This window comes from Micromonospora sp. AKA38, from assembly GCF_027925725.1.
Classification (GTDB): Bacteria; Actinomycetota; Actinomycetes; order Mycobacteriales; family Micromonosporaceae; genus Micromonospora.
Window position 1 is genome coordinate 519,463 of the sequence record NZ_BNEI01000005.1, and the last position, 19,480, is coordinate 538,942.

At 74.0% G+C, this 19,480-nt stretch carries 15 protein-coding genes and 1 pseudogene; 11 read left to right on the forward strand and 5 right to left on the reverse strand.

From position 1 onward, the window contains the following. Nucleotides 1-344 precede the first annotated feature (344 nt). The gene (locus tag TPA0908_RS20035) at nt 345-1,259 is read right to left on the reverse strand and encodes a hypothetical protein (RefSeq protein WP_281940122.1); all 915 of its coding nucleotides are present in this window, start codon (nt 1,257-1,259) and stop codon (nt 345-347) included. Between the two features lie 1,945 nt (nt 1,260-3,204). On the opposite strand from TPA0908_RS20035, the gene TPA0908_RS20040 reads away from it, so the two are divergent. From TPA0908_RS20040 to TPA0908_RS20070, 7 genes are all read left to right on the forward strand, one after another. Next, nucleotides 3,205-3,432 (forward strand): hypothetical protein, encoded by a 228-nt coding sequence (locus tag TPA0908_RS20040; protein ID WP_281940123.1) that lies wholly within the window; start codon nt 3,205-3,207, stop codon nt 3,430-3,432. A 39-nt stretch (nt 3,433-3,471) separates the two neighbouring features. Further along, on the forward strand, nt 3,472-4,374 hold the full coding sequence (locus TPA0908_RS20045; protein WP_281940125.1) for an alpha/beta hydrolase family protein: 903 nt from the start codon (nt 3,472-3,474) through the stop codon (nt 4,372-4,374). Nucleotides 4,375-4,572: 198 nt separating this feature from the next. Then, the gene (locus TPA0908_RS20050; RefSeq protein WP_281940127.1) at nt 4,573-5,358 is read left to right on the forward strand and encodes an ABC transporter ATP-binding protein; all 786 of its coding nucleotides are present in this window, start codon (nt 4,573-4,575) and stop codon (nt 5,356-5,358) included. Next, nucleotides 5,355-6,128, forward strand: a complete 774-nt coding sequence (locus tag TPA0908_RS20055; protein ID WP_281940129.1) for an ABC transporter ATP-binding protein — start codon at nt 5,355-5,357, stop codon at nt 6,126-6,128. The genes TPA0908_RS20050 and TPA0908_RS20055 overlap by 4 nt, the downstream gene beginning before the upstream one ends. Before the next feature lie 27 nt (nt 6,129-6,155). Continuing rightward, on the forward strand, nt 6,156-7,034 hold the full coding sequence (locus tag TPA0908_RS20060; protein ID WP_281940131.1) for a branched-chain amino acid ABC transporter permease: 879 nt from the start codon (nt 6,156-6,158) through the stop codon (nt 7,032-7,034). Then, nucleotides 7,031-8,134: a branched-chain amino acid ABC transporter permease gene (locus TPA0908_RS20065; protein WP_281940134.1), complete on the forward strand. Its 1,104-nt coding sequence runs from the start codon at nt 7,031-7,033 to the stop codon at nt 8,132-8,134. The genes TPA0908_RS20060 and TPA0908_RS20065 overlap by 4 nt, the downstream gene beginning before the upstream one ends. Nucleotides 8,135-8,216: 82 nt before the next feature. Then, on the forward strand, nt 8,217-9,506 hold the full coding sequence (locus TPA0908_RS20070) for an ABC transporter substrate-binding protein (protein WP_281940136.1): 1,290 nt from the start codon (nt 8,217-8,219) through the stop codon (nt 9,504-9,506). A 77-nt stretch (nt 9,507-9,583) separates the two neighbouring features. Here TPA0908_RS20070 and TPA0908_RS20075 read toward each other — a convergent pair whose 3' ends face one another. After that, on the reverse strand, nt 9,584-10,804 hold the full coding sequence (locus TPA0908_RS20075; RefSeq protein WP_281940138.1) for an acetyl-CoA C-acetyltransferase: 1,221 nt from the start codon (nt 10,802-10,804) through the stop codon (nt 9,584-9,586). Between the two features lie 197 nt (nt 10,805-11,001). On the opposite strand from TPA0908_RS20075, the pseudogene TPA0908_RS20080 reads away from it, so the two are divergent. The 3 genes and pseudogenes from TPA0908_RS20080 to TPA0908_RS20090 all read left to right on the forward strand — a co-directional run. Beyond that, nucleotides 11,002-11,538: pseudogene (locus TPA0908_RS20080) on the forward strand (acyl-CoA dehydrogenase family protein); the annotation flags it as partial. Between the two features lie 46 nt (nt 11,539-11,584). Then, the gene (locus TPA0908_RS20085) at nt 11,585-12,193 is read left to right on the forward strand and encodes a TetR/AcrR family transcriptional regulator (protein WP_281940140.1); all 609 of its coding nucleotides are present in this window, start codon (nt 11,585-11,587) and stop codon (nt 12,191-12,193) included. Between the two features lie 48 nt (nt 12,194-12,241). After that, a complete protein-coding gene (locus TPA0908_RS20090) occupies nt 12,242-14,998 on the forward strand; it encodes a helix-turn-helix transcriptional regulator (protein WP_281940141.1) in 2,757 nt (918 codons plus the stop codon). Between the two features lie 29 nt (nt 14,999-15,027). Here the strand turns inward: TPA0908_RS20090 and TPA0908_RS20095 are convergent, their stop codons facing one another. From TPA0908_RS20095 to TPA0908_RS20105, 3 genes are read right to left on the reverse strand one after another with little or no spacing between them, the layout of a single operon-like run. Continuing rightward, on the reverse strand, nt 15,028-16,101 hold the full coding sequence (locus TPA0908_RS20095) for an alcohol dehydrogenase catalytic domain-containing protein (protein WP_281940142.1): 1,074 nt from the start codon (nt 16,099-16,101) through the stop codon (nt 15,028-15,030). Next, nucleotides 16,098-17,516: an aldehyde dehydrogenase family protein gene (locus TPA0908_RS20100; RefSeq protein ID WP_281940143.1), complete on the reverse strand. Its 1,419-nt coding sequence runs from the start codon at nt 17,514-17,516 to the stop codon at nt 16,098-16,100. Before TPA0908_RS20100 ends, TPA0908_RS20095 begins: the two co-directional genes overlap by 4 nt. A 45-nt stretch (nt 17,517-17,561) precedes the next feature. Next, nucleotides 17,562-18,227: a TetR/AcrR family transcriptional regulator gene (locus tag TPA0908_RS20105; protein ID WP_281940144.1), complete on the reverse strand. Its 666-nt coding sequence runs from the start codon at nt 18,225-18,227 to the stop codon at nt 17,562-17,564. Nucleotides 18,228-18,318: 91 nt separating this feature from the next. On the opposite strand from TPA0908_RS20105, the gene TPA0908_RS20110 reads away from it, so the two are divergent. Continuing rightward, nucleotides 18,319-19,467, forward strand: coding sequence for an acyl-CoA dehydrogenase family protein (locus tag TPA0908_RS20110; protein WP_281940145.1), 1,149 nt, complete (start codon nt 18,319-18,321; stop codon nt 19,465-19,467). Nucleotides 19,468-19,480: the final 13 nt, after the last annotated feature.

Sequence of the window (19,480 nt, forward strand, 5' to 3'; positions counted from 1 at the left end):
GTCGGGCGCCGGTGAGGTTTCGGAGGAAGCCACTGCGTCGGTCCGGCGTGGTGGCTAGGATCCCGCGTCCCGTTGACGCTGTAGACGATGTCGCGTCCGGTCACCTGGAGAACACGGGTCTGCGACCTGACCATCGTCTGGCACACCGACGCGGCGCTGGCCGACCTCGACCCGATCGATTGGTTCCGTTGAACCACCGTCGCCAGCGCCAGCGCCCGTGCCTGCTCGTTCGGGTCGGTGAGGGAACGGGCGAGGCCTCGGCCGGTCGGTGGGCTGCAGAGCCAGGCCGGGGGACGTCGCCGAACGCGCCGGCAGCGCCGACGACCAGCGCCCGGCACCGCGGGTCAGCAGAACGGGGTCCCGAGCTCGAAGCGGCCCGGGTTCCGCACATCGTCGATTGCTCCCGAGGCGCCGGTTCGCGCCAGGATCTTCTGGTAGCTGGCGTGCCCCTGAGAGATCAGCGTCCCATCGGCGTCCAACGTGCTGCGGTCGGCACACCTCATCGGACTGACCGAGAACGGATGACCGCCGTCGTCTATGACGATGTGCCTGGCCTCGTCCCCGATGTGGTAGTCGATCTGGATCTCGAAGGACACCGCTGATCGGGTGGTCATCGACCGGATGATCACGACGTCCTGGGCGGCGTCTTTGATCGTGAGGGTCTTCTTCAGGAAGTAGGGCTCGCCCGGTTTGTAGTCTCCATTGTCGTCGTCGAGCGCGATCCGTGCCTGCGGTTCGAGGTCGTCGAAGTTGAACACCATCTCGGCGGTGTTGCCGCCCTCCTGCGGGGGGACCAGCAGCAGCGTGCCGTCGTACGGCTTCCGGTGGCGGATGTTGACGGGCTTGATGCTGTCCACTCGGATTGGCTGGTTGCGGCGCCCTACGACAGCCAGCCGCAGCGTCTGCTTCGGAACCTCGGCGCCGCCGACCGCCCGTAGCTCACCGGCGAGCCGGTCCAGGGTGTACCCGTCGACCTCCGGAACGGTGTACGACGACTTCGCCAGGAAGCTCTTCTGCGCGGGGGTCAAAGCGACTCCCGCGGGCAGTGCGATGATCCAGCCTTCATTCTCATGGGTGATGGTGTAGCGGACATCGTCCTTCGCCCGGGTGACCTCACGGATCCAGTCCTTGGCGGCCGGCCCGTCGACAACCTCGCGTCCCACCCACACCACGAGCGTGCCGAGGACGCCGGTGACCACCACGGTTGCCACACCGGCGATCCAGGCGGCCGACTTGCTGAGGCGCCGCCACCACGGCACGGGAGGCTGCTTCTCCGGTTGCCTGTTCGGCGGGACCGCCTTCGTCGTACGCGCCGTTGCCTTCCGCCTCTTCCGCGACATCCTGCCCTCTCCTTGGAACCTGCATCCCGCCCCACATCGGGGCGCCCCCGACCGCCGGGCGACATCCCGACAGCGCAGAGTACAGAGGCGATCACGCAGTTCGAAGCAAGGCGGCTCTTGTCCGCTATGAGCGTTTCGCATTGCCCCCGTTCATCGGCTGGATCGACTGGTGCAACAACCAGCGCCTGCACTCCGCCCTCGGGCATGTCCCACCGCGCGCCTGGTGGCGACAGCGCTCGCCTGGTCTACGCCACTCGGGTCAGCAAGGATCAAGGGTCGGGCCGGGTAGCGCCAGCCGCAGCGGGGACCAACCGTCGGACATGACGTCCACATCGGCTGCTGCCGTGGCCATCGCCGCCACGACTGCGGGCGACGAGTGCTGGGCCGCGACGTGCCGGGCCGAGTCATGCCCGAGCGGCATGCAGGGGTCGACTCCCGCTGCCAGACGAGCCCGCACCTCATCCTCGCAACCGCCAGCCCGCAACGGCACTCCATCCCACCCCGTCATGACCAGCCCTCCCGTCGCCTGGCCACGACGCGACGCTGCGGAGCGTAGCGCCGGCCGGACGGTCGCCACCCGCTCCACGACGGCGATCCGGTGGCGGGGCCTGCCGCCGCCACGAGCCGCTCGACGGACGGCGCCCCGCTGGAGCCGCTCCGGGGAGCCCGCTCACGATGAGCGGGCTCCCGGCGGCTGGCCGGTGCTGCCATCCCCGGGTCAGGTGACGTGCGGTACCCGCGCCGCAGGCCGGGCAGGACGGACGTCACCGGTGGGTCCGGGCTCTGGCGCCGACATGTGCCATTACCTGGGGTGGCGCGACTGCAGGGATGAGTGGGGACCCGGGAGATGCGAGCGCGCAGCAGGCGGGCAGTGGTTGCCGTACCTGCATCCTGGTCGCGCCGGCCGGCAGTCCGGTCGGGCGATCACCTCCGTCGCCGGTATCGGGTAGGCCCTGGCCCTTGTCCGCGGCTGGAGTTGAGCGATCGTGCGCGGAGTGCCGCGTGATGCGGTCCGGGGCGGGGCCACCTCGCCTCCCGCCTCGGTTCGGGTCCACGGCGGCCCACCGCGGGACGCACGAGATGCTCCCGTGAGTCCTGCGGCTCGGCGGGCGGGACGAGCGGTTCGCACCATGGCTCCCGCACCAGGGTGGACCGGCTGCGCCGGGCGATCAGGGGCTCGAGAAGGATGCCGGCGGCGAGGCTGGACGAGTTGTCGAGGAGCTCGCGGGTTGTACTGACGTGGAACGTGCCGTCGCCGAGGCCGGGATTGCAGCGGCCCACGAGCAGAAAAGGGTTCGTGCGCCGAAGGATCCGGGACAGCACGGCATGCGGATGCGTAGACATGGTCTGATCTCTCTGAGGACGTGACAGACGGCATGGGAAAGAGCCGACGGCGACGTCGGCGGCCGATGCATCGGGAAGGCGTCAGGTCTAGAGAGCAGGCGGCGTCACGCGGGGTGAAGTCCTCTCGTGGGCGGGTGGAGAAGATCCAGTTACAAGCTAGGCCGGGACGAACTGGCGAGGCTACCCATTTTGGGGTACGGACAGCGGAGTCTTCGCTGACCGTCCGGGGCCGGCGAAGTGGCCAGGGTGGGAGGCCGAGCACCACCTGCTCGACATCCGCCGCGCTGCCGAGCCGCGGACGGCAGCCAGGGCCTGACGCCTCTCGGCGTCAGGCTTGCGGCGGCGAAGGTAACCGGGACCGGCCGCCGCGACGGCACCTCGCCGACTGGTCGCAGGGTCGGTGGATCGGCGGGAGTCGGGCACTGCGCCTTGTGCGTCCGGCCGTCGAGCAGGTGGGACGGTTGCGCCGGCGCGGCAGCAGGGCGGCCGGGTGCCGGTGGGCAGTATCAGCCCGGAGCCCGTGCAGATGGTGGTGACGAAGGTGCCGACGACGAAGTCGAGCCCGCGCTCGATGAGCGATGGCGGCATCGGGACGTACCGGCCGGAGCCGAAGACGGTGAGTTTGTCAGTCAGCGGCTTGAGTCAGATCAGCCGGTTGATCCGTTCGCCGGCGGGCAGTGCCAGCGGCACCAGCAGCGGTACCGGCGATTTTGCCGATGCGGACGAGGGCGGGCAGGGCAAAGGATGACATCTGTCGATGTAAGCCCACCCGTAGGGAGTGCCCGGCATGTCATCACCAACCACCACCCATCCCCGTTCCCTCGCTGCTCGTGCCGTCGGGATGGCGCTGGCCGCCGTTCTGGCCGCCGGCGGCGTGCTCGGCGCGTCGTCCGGCGCCGCGCAGGCCGCGGAAAACCCGTACGAGCGCGGCCCCGACCCCACCGTGGCGATCCTGGAAGCCAGCCGTGGCCCGTTCGCCGTCGCCACGGAGAACGTCTCCTCCCTCAGCGTCACCGGCTTCGGCGGGGGAGTCATCTACTACCCGACCAGCACGAGCGCGGGCACCTTCGGCGCCATCGCCATCTCGCCCGGCTACACCGCCGCCTGGTCCAGCATCGACTGGCTCGGGCCCCGGATCGCCTCACACGGCTTCGTGGTGATCGGCATCGAGACGATCACCCGTCTGGACCAGCCGGACAGCCGGGGCCGGCAGCTGCTGGCGGCGCTGGACTACCTGACCCAGCGCAGCTCGGTGCGTGGCCGGATCGACGCCACCCGGCTCGCGGTCGCCGGCCACTCGATGGGCGGCGGCGGGACGCTGGAGGCCGCCGCGTCGCGCCCGTCGCTGCAGGCCGCCGTGCCGCTGGCGCCGTGGAACCTGGACAAGACCTGGTCCGGGATCCAGGTGCCGACCCTGATCGTCGGTGGCGAGGCGGACACCGTCGCCCCGGTCGCAACGCACTCCGAGCCCTTCTACAACAGCATCCCGGCCTCGGCCGAGAAGGCGTACCTGGAGTTGAACGGGGCCAGCCACTTCTTCCCGCAGGCGGTGAACACGCCCACCGCCCGGCAGATGGTGGCCTGGCTGAAGCGGTTCGTCGACAACGACACCCGGTACGAGCAGTTCCTCTGCCCGGGGCCGACCGGTCTGGCGATCGAGGAGTATCGCAACACCTGCCCGAGCGCCTGACCCCGTCAGGCGGCCTGACCGCCCCGCCGTCGCCCCGCGCGACGGCGGGCCGGCTGCCGTCCGGTCCCGGTGCACCGTGCCCGGTCGGGTCCGGGCTCGCCGCCGACGCGGGCGCCGGGCGGAGGTATTGACGCCGGAGGCGAGAAACGTACACTCCGAGTGTAAATATCGCGCCCCGCCGGACCGAGGGATGGGCCAATGGAGCAAGGGCTCGCGCTGCACCACATCGGGGTGCGCTTCGGTGGTCTCACCGCCCTCGACGACGTCTCGCTGCGGGTGCCCGCCGGCCGGGTGGTCGGCGTGATCGGCCCCAACGGCGCGGGGAAGACCACCCTGTTCAACGTCATCTGCGGCTTCGTCGCCCCGGACGCGGGCACCCTCACCCTCGACGGCCGCCCACTGCGGCCCCGGCCGCACCGGCTGACCCGGCTGGGCATCGCCCGGACGCTGCAGGGCACCGGGCTCTTCGCCGGGCTCACCGTGCTGGAGAACGTGATGGCCGGCGCCACCCACACCGCCCGTGCCGGCTTCCTGCCGGCGCTGCTCGGCCTGCCCGCCAGCGACCGCGACGAGCACCGGCTGCGCCGGGACGCCCTCGACGTGCTCGACCGGCTGGGCATCGCCGGGCACGCCGCCGCCGCGCCGGGCACGCTGCCCTTCGCCGTACGGCAGCGGGCCGCCCTGGCCCGCGCCCTGGTGGCCCGGCCCCGGCTGCTCCTGCTCGACGAGCCCGCCGGCGGCCTCGGCGCCGAGGACATCGCCGAGCTCGCGGAGCTGATCCGCGAGCTGCCCGGTCGTGACCCGGACCCCTGCGCGGTGCTGCTCGTCGAGCATCACATGGATCTGGTGATGTCCGTCTGCGACGACATCGTGGTGCTCGACTTCGGGCGGGTGATCGCCGCCGGCACGCCGGACGAGGTGCGCGACGACCCGGCGGTCGCCGACGCCTACCTGGGCGCGGCCGTGGACGAGGCCGCCGCATGAGCGGGCGAATCAGCCGGCTCGACGCGCCGGCCCCGCACGGCGGTGGCGCGAGCGGCGGGGACCTGCTCACCGTGCGGGGGCTGGTGGCCGGCTACGGCGCCGCGCCGGTGCTGCGCGAGGTCGACCTCGCCGTCCCCGCCGGTACCATCGCGGCGGTGGTCGGGGCGAACGGCGCCGGCAAGACCACTCTGCTGCGCGCCCTGTCCGGCATGCTGCGCCCGCTGGCCGGCCAGGTCGTGCTCGCCGGGGAGGACCTGCGCGGCACTCCGGTGGAGCAACTGGTGCGCCGGGGGATGGCGCACGTCCCGGAGGGGCGTGGGGTGATCGGCGAGCTCACCGTGGACGAGAACCTGCGGCTGGGCGGGCTGTGGCGCCGCGACAAGGCCGACTCCGCCCGCGCCCGGGACGAGGTGTACCAGCTTTTCGAGCCGCTGGCCCGGCGTCGTGGCCACCTCGGCCACCAGCTCTCCGGCGGCGAACGGCAGATGCTCGCCCTCGGCCGGGCCCTGGTCGGCCGGCCCCGCCTGCTGCTGCTCGACGAGCCGTCGCTCGGCCTGGCGCCGCGGGTGGTCGCCCAGATCATGGCCCTGCTGCGCCAGCTGCGCGACGGCACCGGGCTGACCGTGCTGCTGGTCGAGCAGAACGTCCGCAGCGCTCTCTCCGTCGCCGACCAGGGGATCGTGATGTCCCTCGGCCGGGTGGTCCGCGCCGCCCCGGCGCAGCGGCTGCGCGACGACGTCGACCTGCGGCACGCGTATCTCGGTTTCTGAACCCCTCGTCTCCTCCGAAGGAGGACTGTGGAGCGCTTCGTCTTCCTCACCTTCGACGGCTTCTCCCGGGGCGCCGTCTACGCGGCGTTCGCGCTGGCACTGGTGCTCATCTGGCGGGCCGCGCGGATCGTCAACTTCGCCCAGGGCGCGATGGCCGTCGCGGCCGCGTACGTCGCCTACAGCGTGTCCGAGTCGACCGGCTCCTACTGGCTGGGCTTCCTGGCCGCGCTCGCCGCCGGTCTGCTGCTCGGCGCGGTCGTGGACCGGGCGGTGATGCGCTTCGTCGACCACGCCTCACCGCTCAACCCGGTGATCGTCGCGCTCGGGCTGGTCCTGTTGATCCAGGCCGTCCTCGGCATGCTCTACGGCAACGAGTTCCGCCCCGCCGGGACGCCGTTCAGCCGCGCCGCGCTCACCGTCGGCGGGTTCGCCGTCGGCTCACCGTACGACCTGTTCGTCTTCGCCACGGTGGGGGTGACCATGGTCGCGCTCGCCTGGATCTTCGCGCGTACCCCGGTCGGCCTGCGGATGCGCGCGGCGGCCTTCGCCCCGGAGGTCTCCCGCCTGCTGGGGGTCAACGTGGGCGGCATGCTCGCCCTCGGCTGGGCCCTCGCCTCGGGGGTGGGTGCCCTGGCCGCCATGCTGGTGATCCCCACCGAACTGGGCCTGCACCCGAACGCCATGGACCTGGTCTTCGTCTCGGCGTTCACCGCGGCGGTGGTCGGCGGACTGGACAGCCCGCCGGGGGCGGTGGTCGGCGGGCTGGTGGTGGGCCTGCTGCTCTCCTACGTCAGCGGATACGCCGGCAGCGACCTCACCCCGCTCGCGGTACTGGTCCTGCTGCTGGCCGTGCTGCTGGTCCGGCCCGGCGGACTGTTCGCCTCGGTCGCCGCGAGGCGGGTGTGAGCGCCACCCGGGCGGCGGCGTCGCCGCAGCGGGCGGCCACCGGCATGCGCGCCGACGACCGCCGCGGGTCCACTCTGCTGCGGCACCTGGCGGTGGCGGCCATCGCGGCCCTGCTGGTGCTGGCGGCGAGCTACGGCCTGGCGCCGTTCCGCAACTTCCAGCTCGCCACGGTGGCCGCCTACCTCTGCGCGACCGCCGGACTGACCGTCCTGACCGGACTCAACGGTCAGCTCTCGCTCGGGCACGGCGCACTGATGGCGATCGGCGCCTACACGGTGGCGCTCTGCCAGGGCGCGTTCGCCGACCACGGGATGACCGACGGCTGGCTGCTCCCGCTGTCGCTGGTCGCGGCGGTGCTGGTCACGGTGGGCGTCGGTGCGGTGGTCGGGGCGGCCGCCGCCCGCCTGCGCGGTCCGTACCTTGCCGGCGTGACGCTGGCCGTCGCGGTCGTGGTGCCCGCCCTCACGGTCACCTTCGACGACGTCTTCAACGGCGACCAGGGGCTCTCCGTGCCGGTCGAGCCGCCGCCGCTGGCGCTCGGCGCCTACTTCCCCTACGAGCGGTGGCAGCTCTGGATCGCCACGGCGGCCACCCTGGTCGCCCTGGTGCTGCTGGCCAACCTGGTCCGCAGCCGGTACGGCCGCACCTTCCGGGCGGTCCGGGACGACGAGGTGGCGGCCCGCCTCGCCGGCATCCACGTGGCCCGTACCCAGGTGCTCGCCTTCGTGGTCAGCGCGGCCGGCGCCGGGCTCGGCGGCGCGCTGCTCGCGGTGCTCGCGCAGAGCGTCTCGCCCGGGGGGTTCTCGCTGACCCTGTCGCTCTTCCTGCTCATGGCCGTGGTGATCGGCGGTCTCGGCCGCCTCGTCGGGGCGCTCTGGGGAGCCGTCCTGCTGGTCGCCCTGCCCGACCTGACGCACTCCGTGACCGACCTGTTCACCGTCTCACCCGCGGTGGCGCAGCGGCTGGAGGGCAACCTGCCGTTGGCGATCTTCGGGATCACCCTGGTCGTCGTCATGATCGCCGCGCCCGGCGGCGTGCAGGGACTGCTGTCCCGGCTCGGCCGGGAGCTACTGGCCCGGTGGCCGGAGCGGCGGTCCTAGCAAGCCCCGGCGGCGCACCCGCCGGCACCCAACCCACCACCCGATTCAGGAGAACCGGACCGAAGAAAGGTCGGTGTTCCACATGCACCGTACGACACGACGTGGTCTCGCGGTCGTCAGCACCATCGCCCTGCTCGTCGCCGCCGCGGGTTGCGGTGGCGACGAGGGCCCGGGCGGCGCCGGGCGCGGGACGGTGCCCGGCGTCACCGACACCGAGATCGTGGTCGGCACCCACATGCCGCTGACCGGGCCGGCCTCGGCCGGTTACTCGAAGATCGCCCCGGCCACCAAGGCGTACTTCGACTACGTCAACGCCAACGGCGGGGTGCACGGCCGGAAGATCACCTACAAGATCATGGACGACGGCTACAACCCGGCGAACACCCAGCAGGTGGTCCGCCAACTGGTGTTGCAGGACAAGGTCTTCGCCGTGCTCAACGGGCTCGGCACGCCGACCCACACCGGCGTGCTCGACTTTCTCAAGAGCAACCGCGTCCCGGACCTCTTCATCGCCTCCGGCAGCCGCAGTTGGGACCAGCCGGACAAGTATCCCGGCTCGTTCGGCTTCAACCCCGACTACACAGTGGAGGGCAAGATCCTGGCCAACCACGTGAAGACCGCGCTGCCCGGCCAGAAGGTCTGCTTCCTCGGCCAGGACGACGACTTCGGCCGGGACAGCCTGGCCGGGGTGGAACAGGTGCTCGGCGCGGGCGCGGTGGCGGTCAAGCAGACGTACGTCACCAGCAACACGAACGTGGCGCCGCAGATCGGCGCGTTCAAGGCCGCCAACTGCCAGGTGGTCGTCCTGGCCACCGTGCCCGGCTTCACCGCGCTGTCGATCGGCACCGCCGCCCGGCTCGGCTTCAAGCCGCAGTGGCTGGTCTCCAACGTGGGCGCCGACCACCCCACGCTGGCCAAACAGCTCGGCGCGGCGGCCGGCCTGCTGGAGGGCATGGTCGGCGCCAACTACCTGCCGATGCAGAACGACGCGGCCAACCCGTGGATCCAGCTCTTCACCAAGGTGAACAAGGCGCACAACGGGGACGCGCCGTTCGACGGCAACACCGTCTACGGGATGGCGGTCGGCTACCTCTTCGTGCAGGCGCTCCAGGCCGCTGGTCAGGACCTCACCCGGGAGTCCCTGCTCAAGGCGGTCGCCAAGGGCGGCTTCCAGGGCCCCGGGCTCGCGCCGCTGCGCTACTCCGACAGCGACCACTCCGGCTATGGCGGGGAGCGGCTGACCCGGGTCAGCGGGGGCGTGCAGGCCTACTTCGGGCCGACGTACGAGACGGACGAGCACGACGGGCCGGTGCGTGAGTACACCGCCCAGCCGGTGACCCCGCCGGCCAACGGGATCCCGACCGCGTCCTGAGCCACCGCGCCGGGCGGGCGGGGTCACCCACGACCCCGTCCGCCCGGCACCGTGGCCGCGCCGGCCGGGCGGTCCGGTCAGCTCAGCCGCTCGACGATCATCGCCATGCCCTGGCCGCCGCCGACGCACATGGTCGCCAGCCCGACCTGCCGGTCGTGCCAGTGCAGCGAGTTGAGCAGGGTCGTGGTGATCCGGGCGCCGGTCATCCCGAACGGGTGCCCGATCGCGATCGCGCCACCGTTGACGTTGAGCCGGTCCCAGTTGATGCCCAGCTCGTGCGCGCTGGGCACCACCTGCGCGGCGAACGCCTCGTTGATCTCGACCAGGTCGACGTCGGCGACGGACATCCCGGCGCGGCGCAGCGCCTGCCGGGACGCCTCGACCGGGCCGAGCCCCATCACCTCGGGGGAGAGCGCGCTCAGCCCGGTGGCCACGATCCGGGCCAGCGGGGTGACCCCGAGCTCCCGGGCCCGCACGTCGGACATCACCACCAGCGCGGCGGCCCCGTCGTTGAGCGGGCAGCAGTTTCCCGCGGTCACCGTGCCGTCGGGCCGGAACACCGGTGCCAGCGCGCGCACCGCCGCCAGGGTCACCCCGGGACGTGGCCCGTCGTCGGCGGTGACCACCCCGCCGCCGGGCACGGTGACCGGGGTGATCTCCCGGGCCCAGAAGCCGTCGGCGATGGCCTTCTCGGCGAGGTGCTGCGACCGTACGGCGAACTCGTCCTGACTGTCGCGGGAGACCCCGCGCAGCTGGGCCACGTTCTCCGCGGTCTGTCCCATGGCGACGTAGACGTCCGGCAGTTGGCCGTCGTCGCGGGGGTCGTGCCAGCGGGGCACCCCACCGGCGGCCCGGTCGGCGGTCCGGGTCACCGCGTCGGCGAACCGCGGGTTGGCGCTGCCCGGGTGCCCGTCGCTGCGGCCCCGGTCGTACCGGGAGACGCACTCCACCCCGGCGGAGACGAAGGCGTGGCCCTCGCCGGCCCGGATGGCGTGCAGCGCCATCCGGGTGGTCTGCAGCGACGACGAGCAGTACCGGTTCACGGTGGTGCCGGGCAGGTGGTCCAGTCCGAGCAGGACCGCCACCACCCGGGCGAGGTTGTGGCCCTGCTCGCCGGCGGGCTGGCCGCAGCCGAGCATCAGGTCGTCGAGTTCCCGGGGGTCGAGCTGCGGCACCTGGTCGAGGGCGGCCCGGACGATGGTGGCGGCCAGGTCGTCCGCGCGCAGATCGCGCAGGGAACCCTTGTTGGCGCGGCCGATCGGGGATCGGGCGGCGGCGACGATGACGGCTTCCGGCATGACGGTGTCCTCTCCGGACTGCACATTATATTTGCACTGACGGTGCGGTTATGGCCGAGCCCGTGTCAACGGAATGTGAGATACTGGGCGAGATTCGTCGTTGACGTTCACCGAAGTGCCTCATACTGTCTGCATCGTGAATGCATATTCAGGCCGGCTCGACGGCCGGGTCGCCCTCGTCGCCGGCGCCAGCCGCGGGATCGGCCTGGCAGCGGGAGCGCTGGCTGGTCCCGCTGCTGGACGGCCGGATCCGTTCGGCGTTCGCGATGACCGAGCCGCACCCGGATCGAGCGGGACGGCGACGAGTACGTGGTCAGCGGCCGCAAGTGGTTCGTCACCGGTGCGCTCGACCCGACCTGCGCGGTCTTCGTGGTGATGGGCCGGACCGACCCGGACGGACCCCGGCAGCGGCGGCAGAGCCAGCTCCTGGTGCCCCGCGACACCCCGGGTGTCACCGTGCGCCGCGGGCTGCGCACCTTCGGGTGCGACGACAGCGACCACGGCGGCCACGCCGAGATCCAGGCCATCAAGATCGCGGTGCCGAGGACCGTCGAGTCGGGCCATCCAGGCGCACGGGGCGGCCGGCCTCAGTCAGGACACCCCCGCTGGCCCGGCTCTGGGTGCGAGCCCGCGCGCTGCGCCTGGCCGACGGCCCGGACGAGGTGCACCGGCAGTCGCTGGCCCGTCGCGAGCTGCGCCGACACCGCTCCGACGCGCCGACGGCGCACGTCTAGACTCGGCGGGCAGTGAGGCGTGACAGCGTCGAGGAGGGCAGCGCGGATGGGTGGGGTGCAGGCGCCCGGCCGGGTGGACGGGCGGACGGCCCGGGCCGCGCGGACCCGGGCGGCGATCGTGGAGGCCCACCTCGCGCTCATCTCCGAGGGGGACCTGCGGCCGACCGGCGAGCGCATCGCGGAGCGGGCCGGCATCTCGCTGCGTACGCTCTGGACGAACTTCAAGGACATGGAGACGCTCTTCGAGGCCAGCGGGGCGGAGGTGCTCCGCCAGCAGGACGCCGCGTACCGGCCGATCTCGCCGACGCTGCCGTTGGCCAAGCGGGTCGACGCGTACTGCCGGCAGCGGGCGCGGCTGCTGCAGCTCATCGCGCCCTCCGCGCGGGCGGCGCAGATGCGGGAGCCGGTCTCCGACCAGCTGCACCGCAACCGGCTGGTGCACATCTCGCGGGTCCGCGAGGAGGTCGAGCAGCTCTTCGCGGCCGAGCTGGCACAGGCCGGGTCCGGTCGGGAGCAGGTGCTGCACGCGGTGGTCGCGGCGAGCATGTGGCCGGCCTGGTCGATGCTGCGCGACGGGCTGGGGCTGGGCGTGGACCAGGCGCGGGCGGTGATGGCCCGGACGGTGGGCGCCCTGCTGGCCGGCGCTCCCCGCTGACCGGTCCGAACTCTTTCCATCCGGTTTCCGATAGGTAACACTCGATGCATGGTTGCTGCATCGTCAGTGCAAATAACTGGGCTGCCGGGTCGGGACACCGAGTGCGGGGCCGTCCGGCGGCTGGTCGACGGCCTGCCGGACGCCGGGGGAGCGCTGCTGGTGTGGGGCGAACCCGGCGCTGGCCGTAGCGTCCTCGTCGGCTACGCCCACCGGTACGCCACCCGCTGTCACTGGCTGGCCGGCGCTGGCCTGGCGGACGAGGCCGCGCTGCCGTACGCGGGCCTGCAACGCCTGCTCGACCCGCTGCTCGACCGGGCCGACGCCCTGCCCGAGCCGCAGCGCGGGGTGCTGCGGCGGACGCTGGCCGGCGCGGGCTGCCCGGCCGACCACCGGCTCGCCCTGTCGATGGCCGTGCTGGGACTGCTCGCCGCCGCCGCCCGGGAGCGCCCACTGCTCTGCACGGTCGACGACGTCGATCGCGGCGACCCGCCGACCACGGAGGTGCTCGGCTTCGTGGCCCGCCGGCTGCGTCACCTGCCGGTTGCCATGCTGCTCACCGCCGGCACCGACGCGGTCGCCGCCGGCGTACCCCGGCACCGGCTGCGCCCCCTCGACGACCGGGCCGGCGCCGCGCTGCTCACCGACCGGCTGCCCGGGCTGGCCCCCCGGGTGGCCCGGGAACTGACCGCGGTCGCCGGCGGCAACCCACAGGCCTTGGCCGACCTCGCCGAGGTGCTCACCCCGGGCCAGTGCCGCGGTGAGGAGCCGCTGCCCGACGGGCCGCCCCTCGACGGCGCGCTGGGTCGCGGGTACCGGGGCCGGCTGGCCGGGCTGCCCGCCGACACCCGGCGCGTGCTGCTGCTCGCCGCGCTCGACGAGCACGGCGATCCGGTCACCCTGGTCCGGGCCGCCCGCGCCGACGGCACGGCGATCGAGGCGCTCGCCCCGGCCGAGGCAGCCGGGCTGGTCCGGGTCGGCCCGGAGCGGGTGGCCCTGGCGCAACCGCTGGCCCGGGCCGTCGTCGCGGCGGACGCGCCGCTGGCCGAGCGGCGTGCCGCCCACCTGCTGCTCGCCGGCGTGCTCGACGGCCCCGGACAGCACCTGCGCCGGACGCTGCACCGCGCCGCCGCGGCGGAGGGCCCGGACCCGGTGCTGGCGGCGGAACTGGAGGCCGCGGCCGGTGGGGCCGGCGGGGACGACGGGGTGGCCGCCCTGCACCGGGCCGCCGAACTCAGCGGCGAGCCGCGGCAGGCCAGCGCCCGGCTGGTCGCCGCCGCCGGTCGCGCCTGGGCGGCGGGGCAGCCGCGGCGTGCCGCGCGGCTGCTCGCCGAGGCCGCAGAGGCCGCCGCGGCCGGACCGGTCGACCCTGTCGTGGCCGGCCGGGCCGAGCTGCTCCGCGGCGAGCTGGAACTGCGCTGCGGCTCGCCGTCGACGGCCTCGACCACCCTGCTCGCCGCCGCCCGGGCGGTGTCCGGGGTCGACCGCATCGCGGCCCTCGGCGCGCTTGTCCGGGCCGGTGAGGCGGCCTGCCACACCGGCGACCAGTTCCGCTACGCCGAGGTGGCGCGCCGAGTGGCGGTCCTGCGCCGGCCCGAGGACCCGCCCGACGCGGAGTTGCTGACCGCGCTGGCCGCCGGGGTGGCGGCGACGCTGCGCGGTGACCACGAGCGGGGCGGCCCGGCCCTGCGCCGGGCGGTCGTGCTCGGCAACCGGCTGACCGGGCCGGCGCTCACCCCCGCCGCGCTGACCGGCGCGGCGGTCGCGGGCCTGCTGGTCGCGGTCGACAGCGCCGCCCACCGGCTCGCCCAGCGGGCCGTCGAGCTGGCGCGTGCCCGCGGCGAGGTGTCGGCGCTGCCCCGGGCGCTGGAGCTGCGCGCGATCGCGGAGTACTGGCTGGGCCGGCACGAGGCGGCGGCGGATACCTCCCGGGAGGGGTTGCGGGTCGCCCGGGACACCGGCCAGGTCAACTCCGCCGGGGTGCACCTGGGCATGCTGGCGGTGCTGGCGGCGGTACGGGCCGACCGGGAAACCAGCCTGTGCCGGATCCGCGAGATCGGCGAGGCACCCGCCCCGCACAGCCGCCCGCGCGCGCTCGCCCAGTGGGCGCTCGCGGTGCTCGACCTGGTCGACGGGCGGCACGAGGCAGCCGCCGCCCGACTGGCCGCGCTGGCCCGCCCCGGCACCGGCCGAGGGCAGGTGCTGATCCAGGTGATGGCCACCCCGTACCTGGTCGAGGCCGCCGCCGGCGCGGGCCGGCGACCGGCCGCCACCGCCGCGCTCGCCGTCTTCGACAGGTGGGCCAGCAGCACCGCCAGCCCGTCCCGGCGGGCGCTCTCCGCGCGCTGCCACGCGCTGCTGGCCGCGCGCGGCAGCGCCGACGCCGAACGCGGCTTCCGCACCGCGCTACGGCTGCACCCGGCGGATGCGGGGGCGTTCGAACGGGCCCGCACCGAGCTGCTGCTCGGCCGGGAACTGCGCCGCAGCCGCCGCCCCCGGGACGCCCGGGAGCACCTGCACGCCGCCCGGGAAACCTTCGGCCTGCTCGGGCTGACCGTCTGGGCCGAGCAGGCCACCACCGAGCTGCGGGCGGCCGGCGAGTCGGTCGGCACACCGGAGCTGCCGGCCGCCCGGCTGCTCACCGGGCAGCAGCTACGGATCGCGCAGCTGGTCGCCGAGGGAGCCACCAACCGCGAGATCGCCACCCGGATGTTCCTCTCCACCCGGACCGTCGACCACCACCTGCGCAACATCTTCCACCGGCTCGGCATCCGGTCCCGCACGGAGCTCGCCCGCGCGCTGCACTGAACCCGGCGCGCGGCGGCGGGCGGCGACGGTCAGGGCAGCACGACGGTACGGGCGCCCTCGCCGCGGGCCATCCGGTCGAACGCCGCCGCCGCGCCGTCCAGGTCGGTCCGGTGGGTGATCAGGGCGGCCGGGTCCAGGGTGCCGTCGAGCACGGCACGGGCCAGCTCGGGCACGTCCCGGTCCGGGTCGGACGAGCCGTACACCGAGGAACGCAGTGTCCGCCCGGAGTGGAAGATGTCCAGCGCGCTCAGGCTGACCACGTCGTCCCGTGCGCCCATCCCCACGACGGTGACCTGGCCGCCGCGCCGGGCGGCCCGCCAGGCGGCGCGGATGGTCACGCCGCGGCCGACGCACTCCAGGGCGTGGTCGACGCCACGCCCGTGGGTGCGCTCCCGGACCGCCCGGCTCAGCGCGTCGTCGGCGACGAGGAAGTCGGTGGCCCCGGCGGCGGCGGCCAGTTCGGCCTTGGCGGGCGACACGTCGACGGCGAGGACCGGGTCGGCGCCGGCGGCCCGGGCGGCGGAGACCACCGACAGGCCCACCCCGCCGAGACCGATCACCGCCACCGACTCGCCGGGCGCCACCCGGGCGGTCCGGCGTACCGCGCCGACCCCGGTGAGGACGGCGCAGCCCAGCAGGGCCGCGGTGGCGAACGGTAGCTGCGCCGGAACGTCGATCACCGCCTCCTGCGGCACCACCACCTCCTCGGCCAGCGCGCCGAGGCCGAGGGCGACGTGCAGCGGCGCGCCGGCCGAGGTCCGGCCCCGGGCGGTCGCGGGGGAGCCCGTCCGCTCGCAGAACCACGGCTCGCCGCGACCGCAGTACCAGCACCTCCGGCAGGGCGGCGCCCAGTTCAGCACCACGTGCGCGCCGGGCCGGACGCGGTCGACGCTGGGGCCGACCTCGACCACCTCGCCCGCCGCCTCGTGTCCGAGCACCAGCGGGTACGGCGGCGCGACGGTGCCGTTGACCATGGACAGGTCCGAGTGGCAGACCCCGGCGGCCCGTACCCGCACCCGTACCTCGCCCGGCCCGGGTGCCGGCAGCTCCACCTCTTCCACCGTCAGCGGCTGGTCCACGCCTCGGGCGAGCAGCGCCCTCACCGCTGGATCGCCTTGGTCTGGAGGAACTCGTCGAGCCCGTAGCGACCCAGTTCCCGGCCGAGGCCGGACTGCTTGTAGCCGCCGAACGGGGCGAGCGGGTTGAACGGCGCGCCGTTGATGTCGACGGCTCCGGTGCGGATCCGCCGGGCGACCCGCACCGCCCGCTCCTCGTCGGCGGACCAGACGGCGCCCGCCAGGCCGTACCGGGAGTTGTTGGCGACGGCCACCGCCGCCTCCTCGTCGTCGACCGGGATGACGGCGAGCACCGGTCCGAAGACCTCCTCCTGGGCCAGCGCGCTGCCCGGGTCGACGTCGGCGAGCACGGTCGGGGCGACGAACCAGCCCCGCTCGGGCAGCACCGCGTCCGGGCCGCCGGCGATCAGCCGGGCGCCGTCGGTGAGCGCCCGGGTCACGTGGCCGGTCACCCGGTCCCGCTGGGCCGCGGAGACCAGCGGGCCGAGCCGGGTGTCCGGCGCGAACGGGTCGCCGGTCCGGTAGCTGTCGGCGGCCTTGGCGACCAGGCTCAACGCCTCGTCGTAGCGGTCCCGGTGCACCAGCATCCGGGTCCAGGCGGTGCAGGTCTGGCCGGAGTTGAGGAAGGCGTTGCCCACGCCGACCTGCACCGCGGTGGCCAGGTCGGCGTCGTCGAGGATCACGTTGGCGGACTTGCCGCCGAGCTCCAGCGCCACCCGGGCGATCCGGTCGGCGGCCAGGTGCGAGATCCGCCGGCCGGTGGCGGTCGAGCCGGTGAAGGAGACCATGTCGACGTCCGGGTGGGCGGCAATGGCCTCGCCCACCTCGACGCCCGTGCCGGGCACCAGGTTGACCACCCCCGGCGGGAAGCCGGCCTCGTGGATCGCGTCGAAGAGCAGGTACGCGGTCAGCGGGGTCAGCTCGCTGGGCTTGAGCACCACCGTGCACCCGGCGGCCAGCGCGGGCGCCACCTTCGCCATCACCTGGTGCAGCGGGTAGTTCCACGGGGTGATCGCCCCGACCACGCCGACCGGTTCGCGGACCACGAGCGAGTTGCCGACGGTCTCCTCGGCGGGCGGCCGGGCGGCCAGGTCGACGTAGCTGCGCAGCACGGTCAGCGGCAGGCCGACCTGTACCCGGGTGGCCACCCTGAGCGGGGTGCCCAGCTCCAGCACGACCGTCTCGGCGGCGATCGCGGCCCGGCTGGCCAGCGCCGCGTGCAGGCGGTCCAGGGTGGCGGACCGCTGCGCCGAGGTGGTGGCGGCCCAGCGGGGGAAGGCGGCCCGGGCGGCCGCGACGGCCCGGTCGACGTCGGCGGCCGTGCCGGCCGGCACCCGGGCCAGGAGCTCCTCGGTCGCCGGGTTGTGCACCGCAATGGTGTGCCCGGAGGAGGGGGCGACCCAGGCTCCGTCGAGATAGATGTCGGTTCGTGCGAGATCCATCGCGCCCCTCACCGTGGTCAAAAACTAGCGCTGCAAGTTTTGACTCTAGCGCCCCAGGTCGGCCGCTGGGAGGGGTGGCAGCGGCCCGATGTGCTCCTCGTAGGTGCGGGAGAGCCCGTGGATGAGCGCGTCGAGGCCGAGCGCGAAGGCGCCCTCGTCCACCCGTTGCTGATGCTCGGCGAGCCGGTGCGCCTGGGTCAGGTGCGGATACCGCTCGTCGTACAACCCCGGGTCCTCGACGAAGCCACGGGCGAACGATCCGAGCGCGGAGCCCGCCACGAAGTAGCGCATCAGCGCGCCGATGTGCGTCGCGCGCGCGGGCGGCCAGCCGGCAGCGACGAGTCCACCGTAGACCGCGTCGGCCATCGCCAGCGCCGCCGGTCGCCGGCCCGGCCCGCGGGCCAGGTGCGGCACGATGTTCGGGTGCGCGGCCAGTGCCGCCCGGTACGAGTGCCCCCACCGGCGTAGCGCCTCGCGCCAGTCGAGGCGGCCGAAGAAGGAGACGTCGACCTGCGCCGTGACGCTGTCGGCCACCGCGTCGAGGATCTCGTCCTTGGTGGCGAAGTGGTTGTACAGCGAGGGCCCGCGCACCCCGAGTTCGGCCGCGAGCCGGCGGGTGGAGAACCCCTCCAGGCCGTCCGCGTCGATCAGCGCCGCGGCGGCCTCGACGATCCGCTGCCGGCTGAGCAGCGCCTGCCTCGGCCGGGGCATCCGTGCCTCCCTCGTTCGCTCGTGGGTTCGCCGCAACTCTGCCACAACGAGGTCTGGACGGAATTAAACTTGCAGCGCTAGTTTATTCCTCATGGACCTTCAGCTCTCCCCGGAGCAGGCGGCCGTCCGGCGACTGGCCGCCGAGTTCGTCGACCGGGAGGTGGCCCCGTACGCGGCGGCCTGGGACCGGCGCGAGTCGGTCGACCCGGAGATCGTGGGAAAGCTCGGCCGGCTGGGCTTCCTCGGGCTGACCATCCCCGAGGAGAACGGCGGGTCCGGCGGCGACCACCTCTCCTACTGTCTGGTGCTGGAGGAGCTCGGCCGGGGCGACTCCGCCGTCCGGGGCATCGTCTCGGTGTCGCTCGGGCTGGTCGCCAAGGCCATCGCCGCGCACGGGTCCGCCGCGCAGCGGGCCGAGTGGCTGCCCCGGCTCTGCGCCGGCACCGCGCTCGGCTGCTTCGCCCTGACCGAACCGGACAGCGGCTCGGACGCGGCCGCGCTGACCACCCGGGCGACCCGCGACGGCGGCGACTGGCTGATCACCGGCGCGAAGACGTTCATCACCAACGGCACGTTGGCCGATGTGGTCCTGCTCTTCGCCCGCACCGGCGGGGCCGGACACCGGGGCATCACCGCGTTCCTGGTGCCCACCACCGTCGCCGGGCTCACCCGGAAAGAGATCCACGGCAAGCTCGGGCTGCGCGGCCAGGCAACCGGTGAGCTGCGCTTCGACGCCGTCCGGGTGCCCGACTCGGCGCGCCTCGGCCCGGCCGGCGGCGGGTTCCGGCTGGCCCTGGCCACCCTGGCCAAGGGCCGGATGTCGGTGGCCGCCGGCTGCGTCGGCATCGCCCAGGGCTGCCTCGACGCGGCGGTGGGCTACGCCGGGCAGCGCACCCAGTTCGGCAAGCCGATCGCCGGGCACCAACTGGTGCAGCAGTTGCTCGCCGCCATCGCCGTGGACACCGCCGCCGCCCGGCTGCTGGTGTGGCGGGTGGCCGACCTCGTCGACCGGGGCGAGCCGTTCGCCACCGAGGCGTCGATGGCCAAGCTCTTCGCCAGCGAGGCCGCGGTCCGGGCGGCCAACAACGCCGTCCAGGTCTTCGGCGGGTACGGCTACATCGACGAGTACCCGGTCGGCAAGTACCTGCGCGACGCCCGGGTCGCCACCCTCTACGAGGGCACCAGCCAGATCCAGCAGCTGCTCATCGGGCGCGCGCTCACCGGCGTCAACGCCTTCTAGCAAAGGGGAGAAC

Bases quoted from the DNA above. Each gene is read 5' to 3' on its own strand.
- TPA0908_RS20110 (WP_281940145.1), top strand. From the start codon at position 18,319: ATGGACCTTCAGCTCTCCCCGGAGCAGGCGGCCGTCCGGCGACTGGCC.
- TPA0908_RS20100 (WP_281940143.1), bottom strand. From the start codon at position 17,516: ATGGATCTCGCACGAACCGACATCTATCTCGACGGAGCCTGGGTCGCC.
- TPA0908_RS20105 (WP_281940144.1), bottom strand. From the start codon at position 18,227: ATGCCCCGGCCGAGGCAGGCGCTGCTCAGCCGGCAGCGGATCGTCGAG.
- TPA0908_RS20075 (WP_281940138.1), bottom strand. From the start codon at position 10,804: ATGCCGGAAGCCGTCATCGTCGCCGCCGCCCGATCCCCGATCGGCCGC.
- TPA0908_RS20055 (WP_281940129.1), top strand. From the start codon at position 5,355: ATGAGCGGGCGAATCAGCCGGCTCGACGCGCCGGCCCCGCACGGCGGT.
- TPA0908_RS20050 (WP_281940127.1), top strand. From the start codon at position 4,573: ATGGAGCAAGGGCTCGCGCTGCACCACATCGGGGTGCGCTTCGGTGGT.
- TPA0908_RS20070 (WP_281940136.1), top strand. From the start codon at position 8,217: ATGCACCGTACGACACGACGTGGTCTCGCGGTCGTCAGCACCATCGCC.
- TPA0908_RS20085 (WP_281940140.1), top strand. From the start codon at position 11,585: ATGGGTGGGGTGCAGGCGCCCGGCCGGGTGGACGGGCGGACGGCCCGG.
- TPA0908_RS20045 (WP_281940125.1), top strand. From the start codon at position 3,472: ATGTCATCACCAACCACCACCCATCCCCGTTCCCTCGCTGCTCGTGCC.
- TPA0908_RS20090 (WP_281940141.1), top strand. From the start codon at position 12,242: ATGGTTGCTGCATCGTCAGTGCAAATAACTGGGCTGCCGGGTCGGGAC.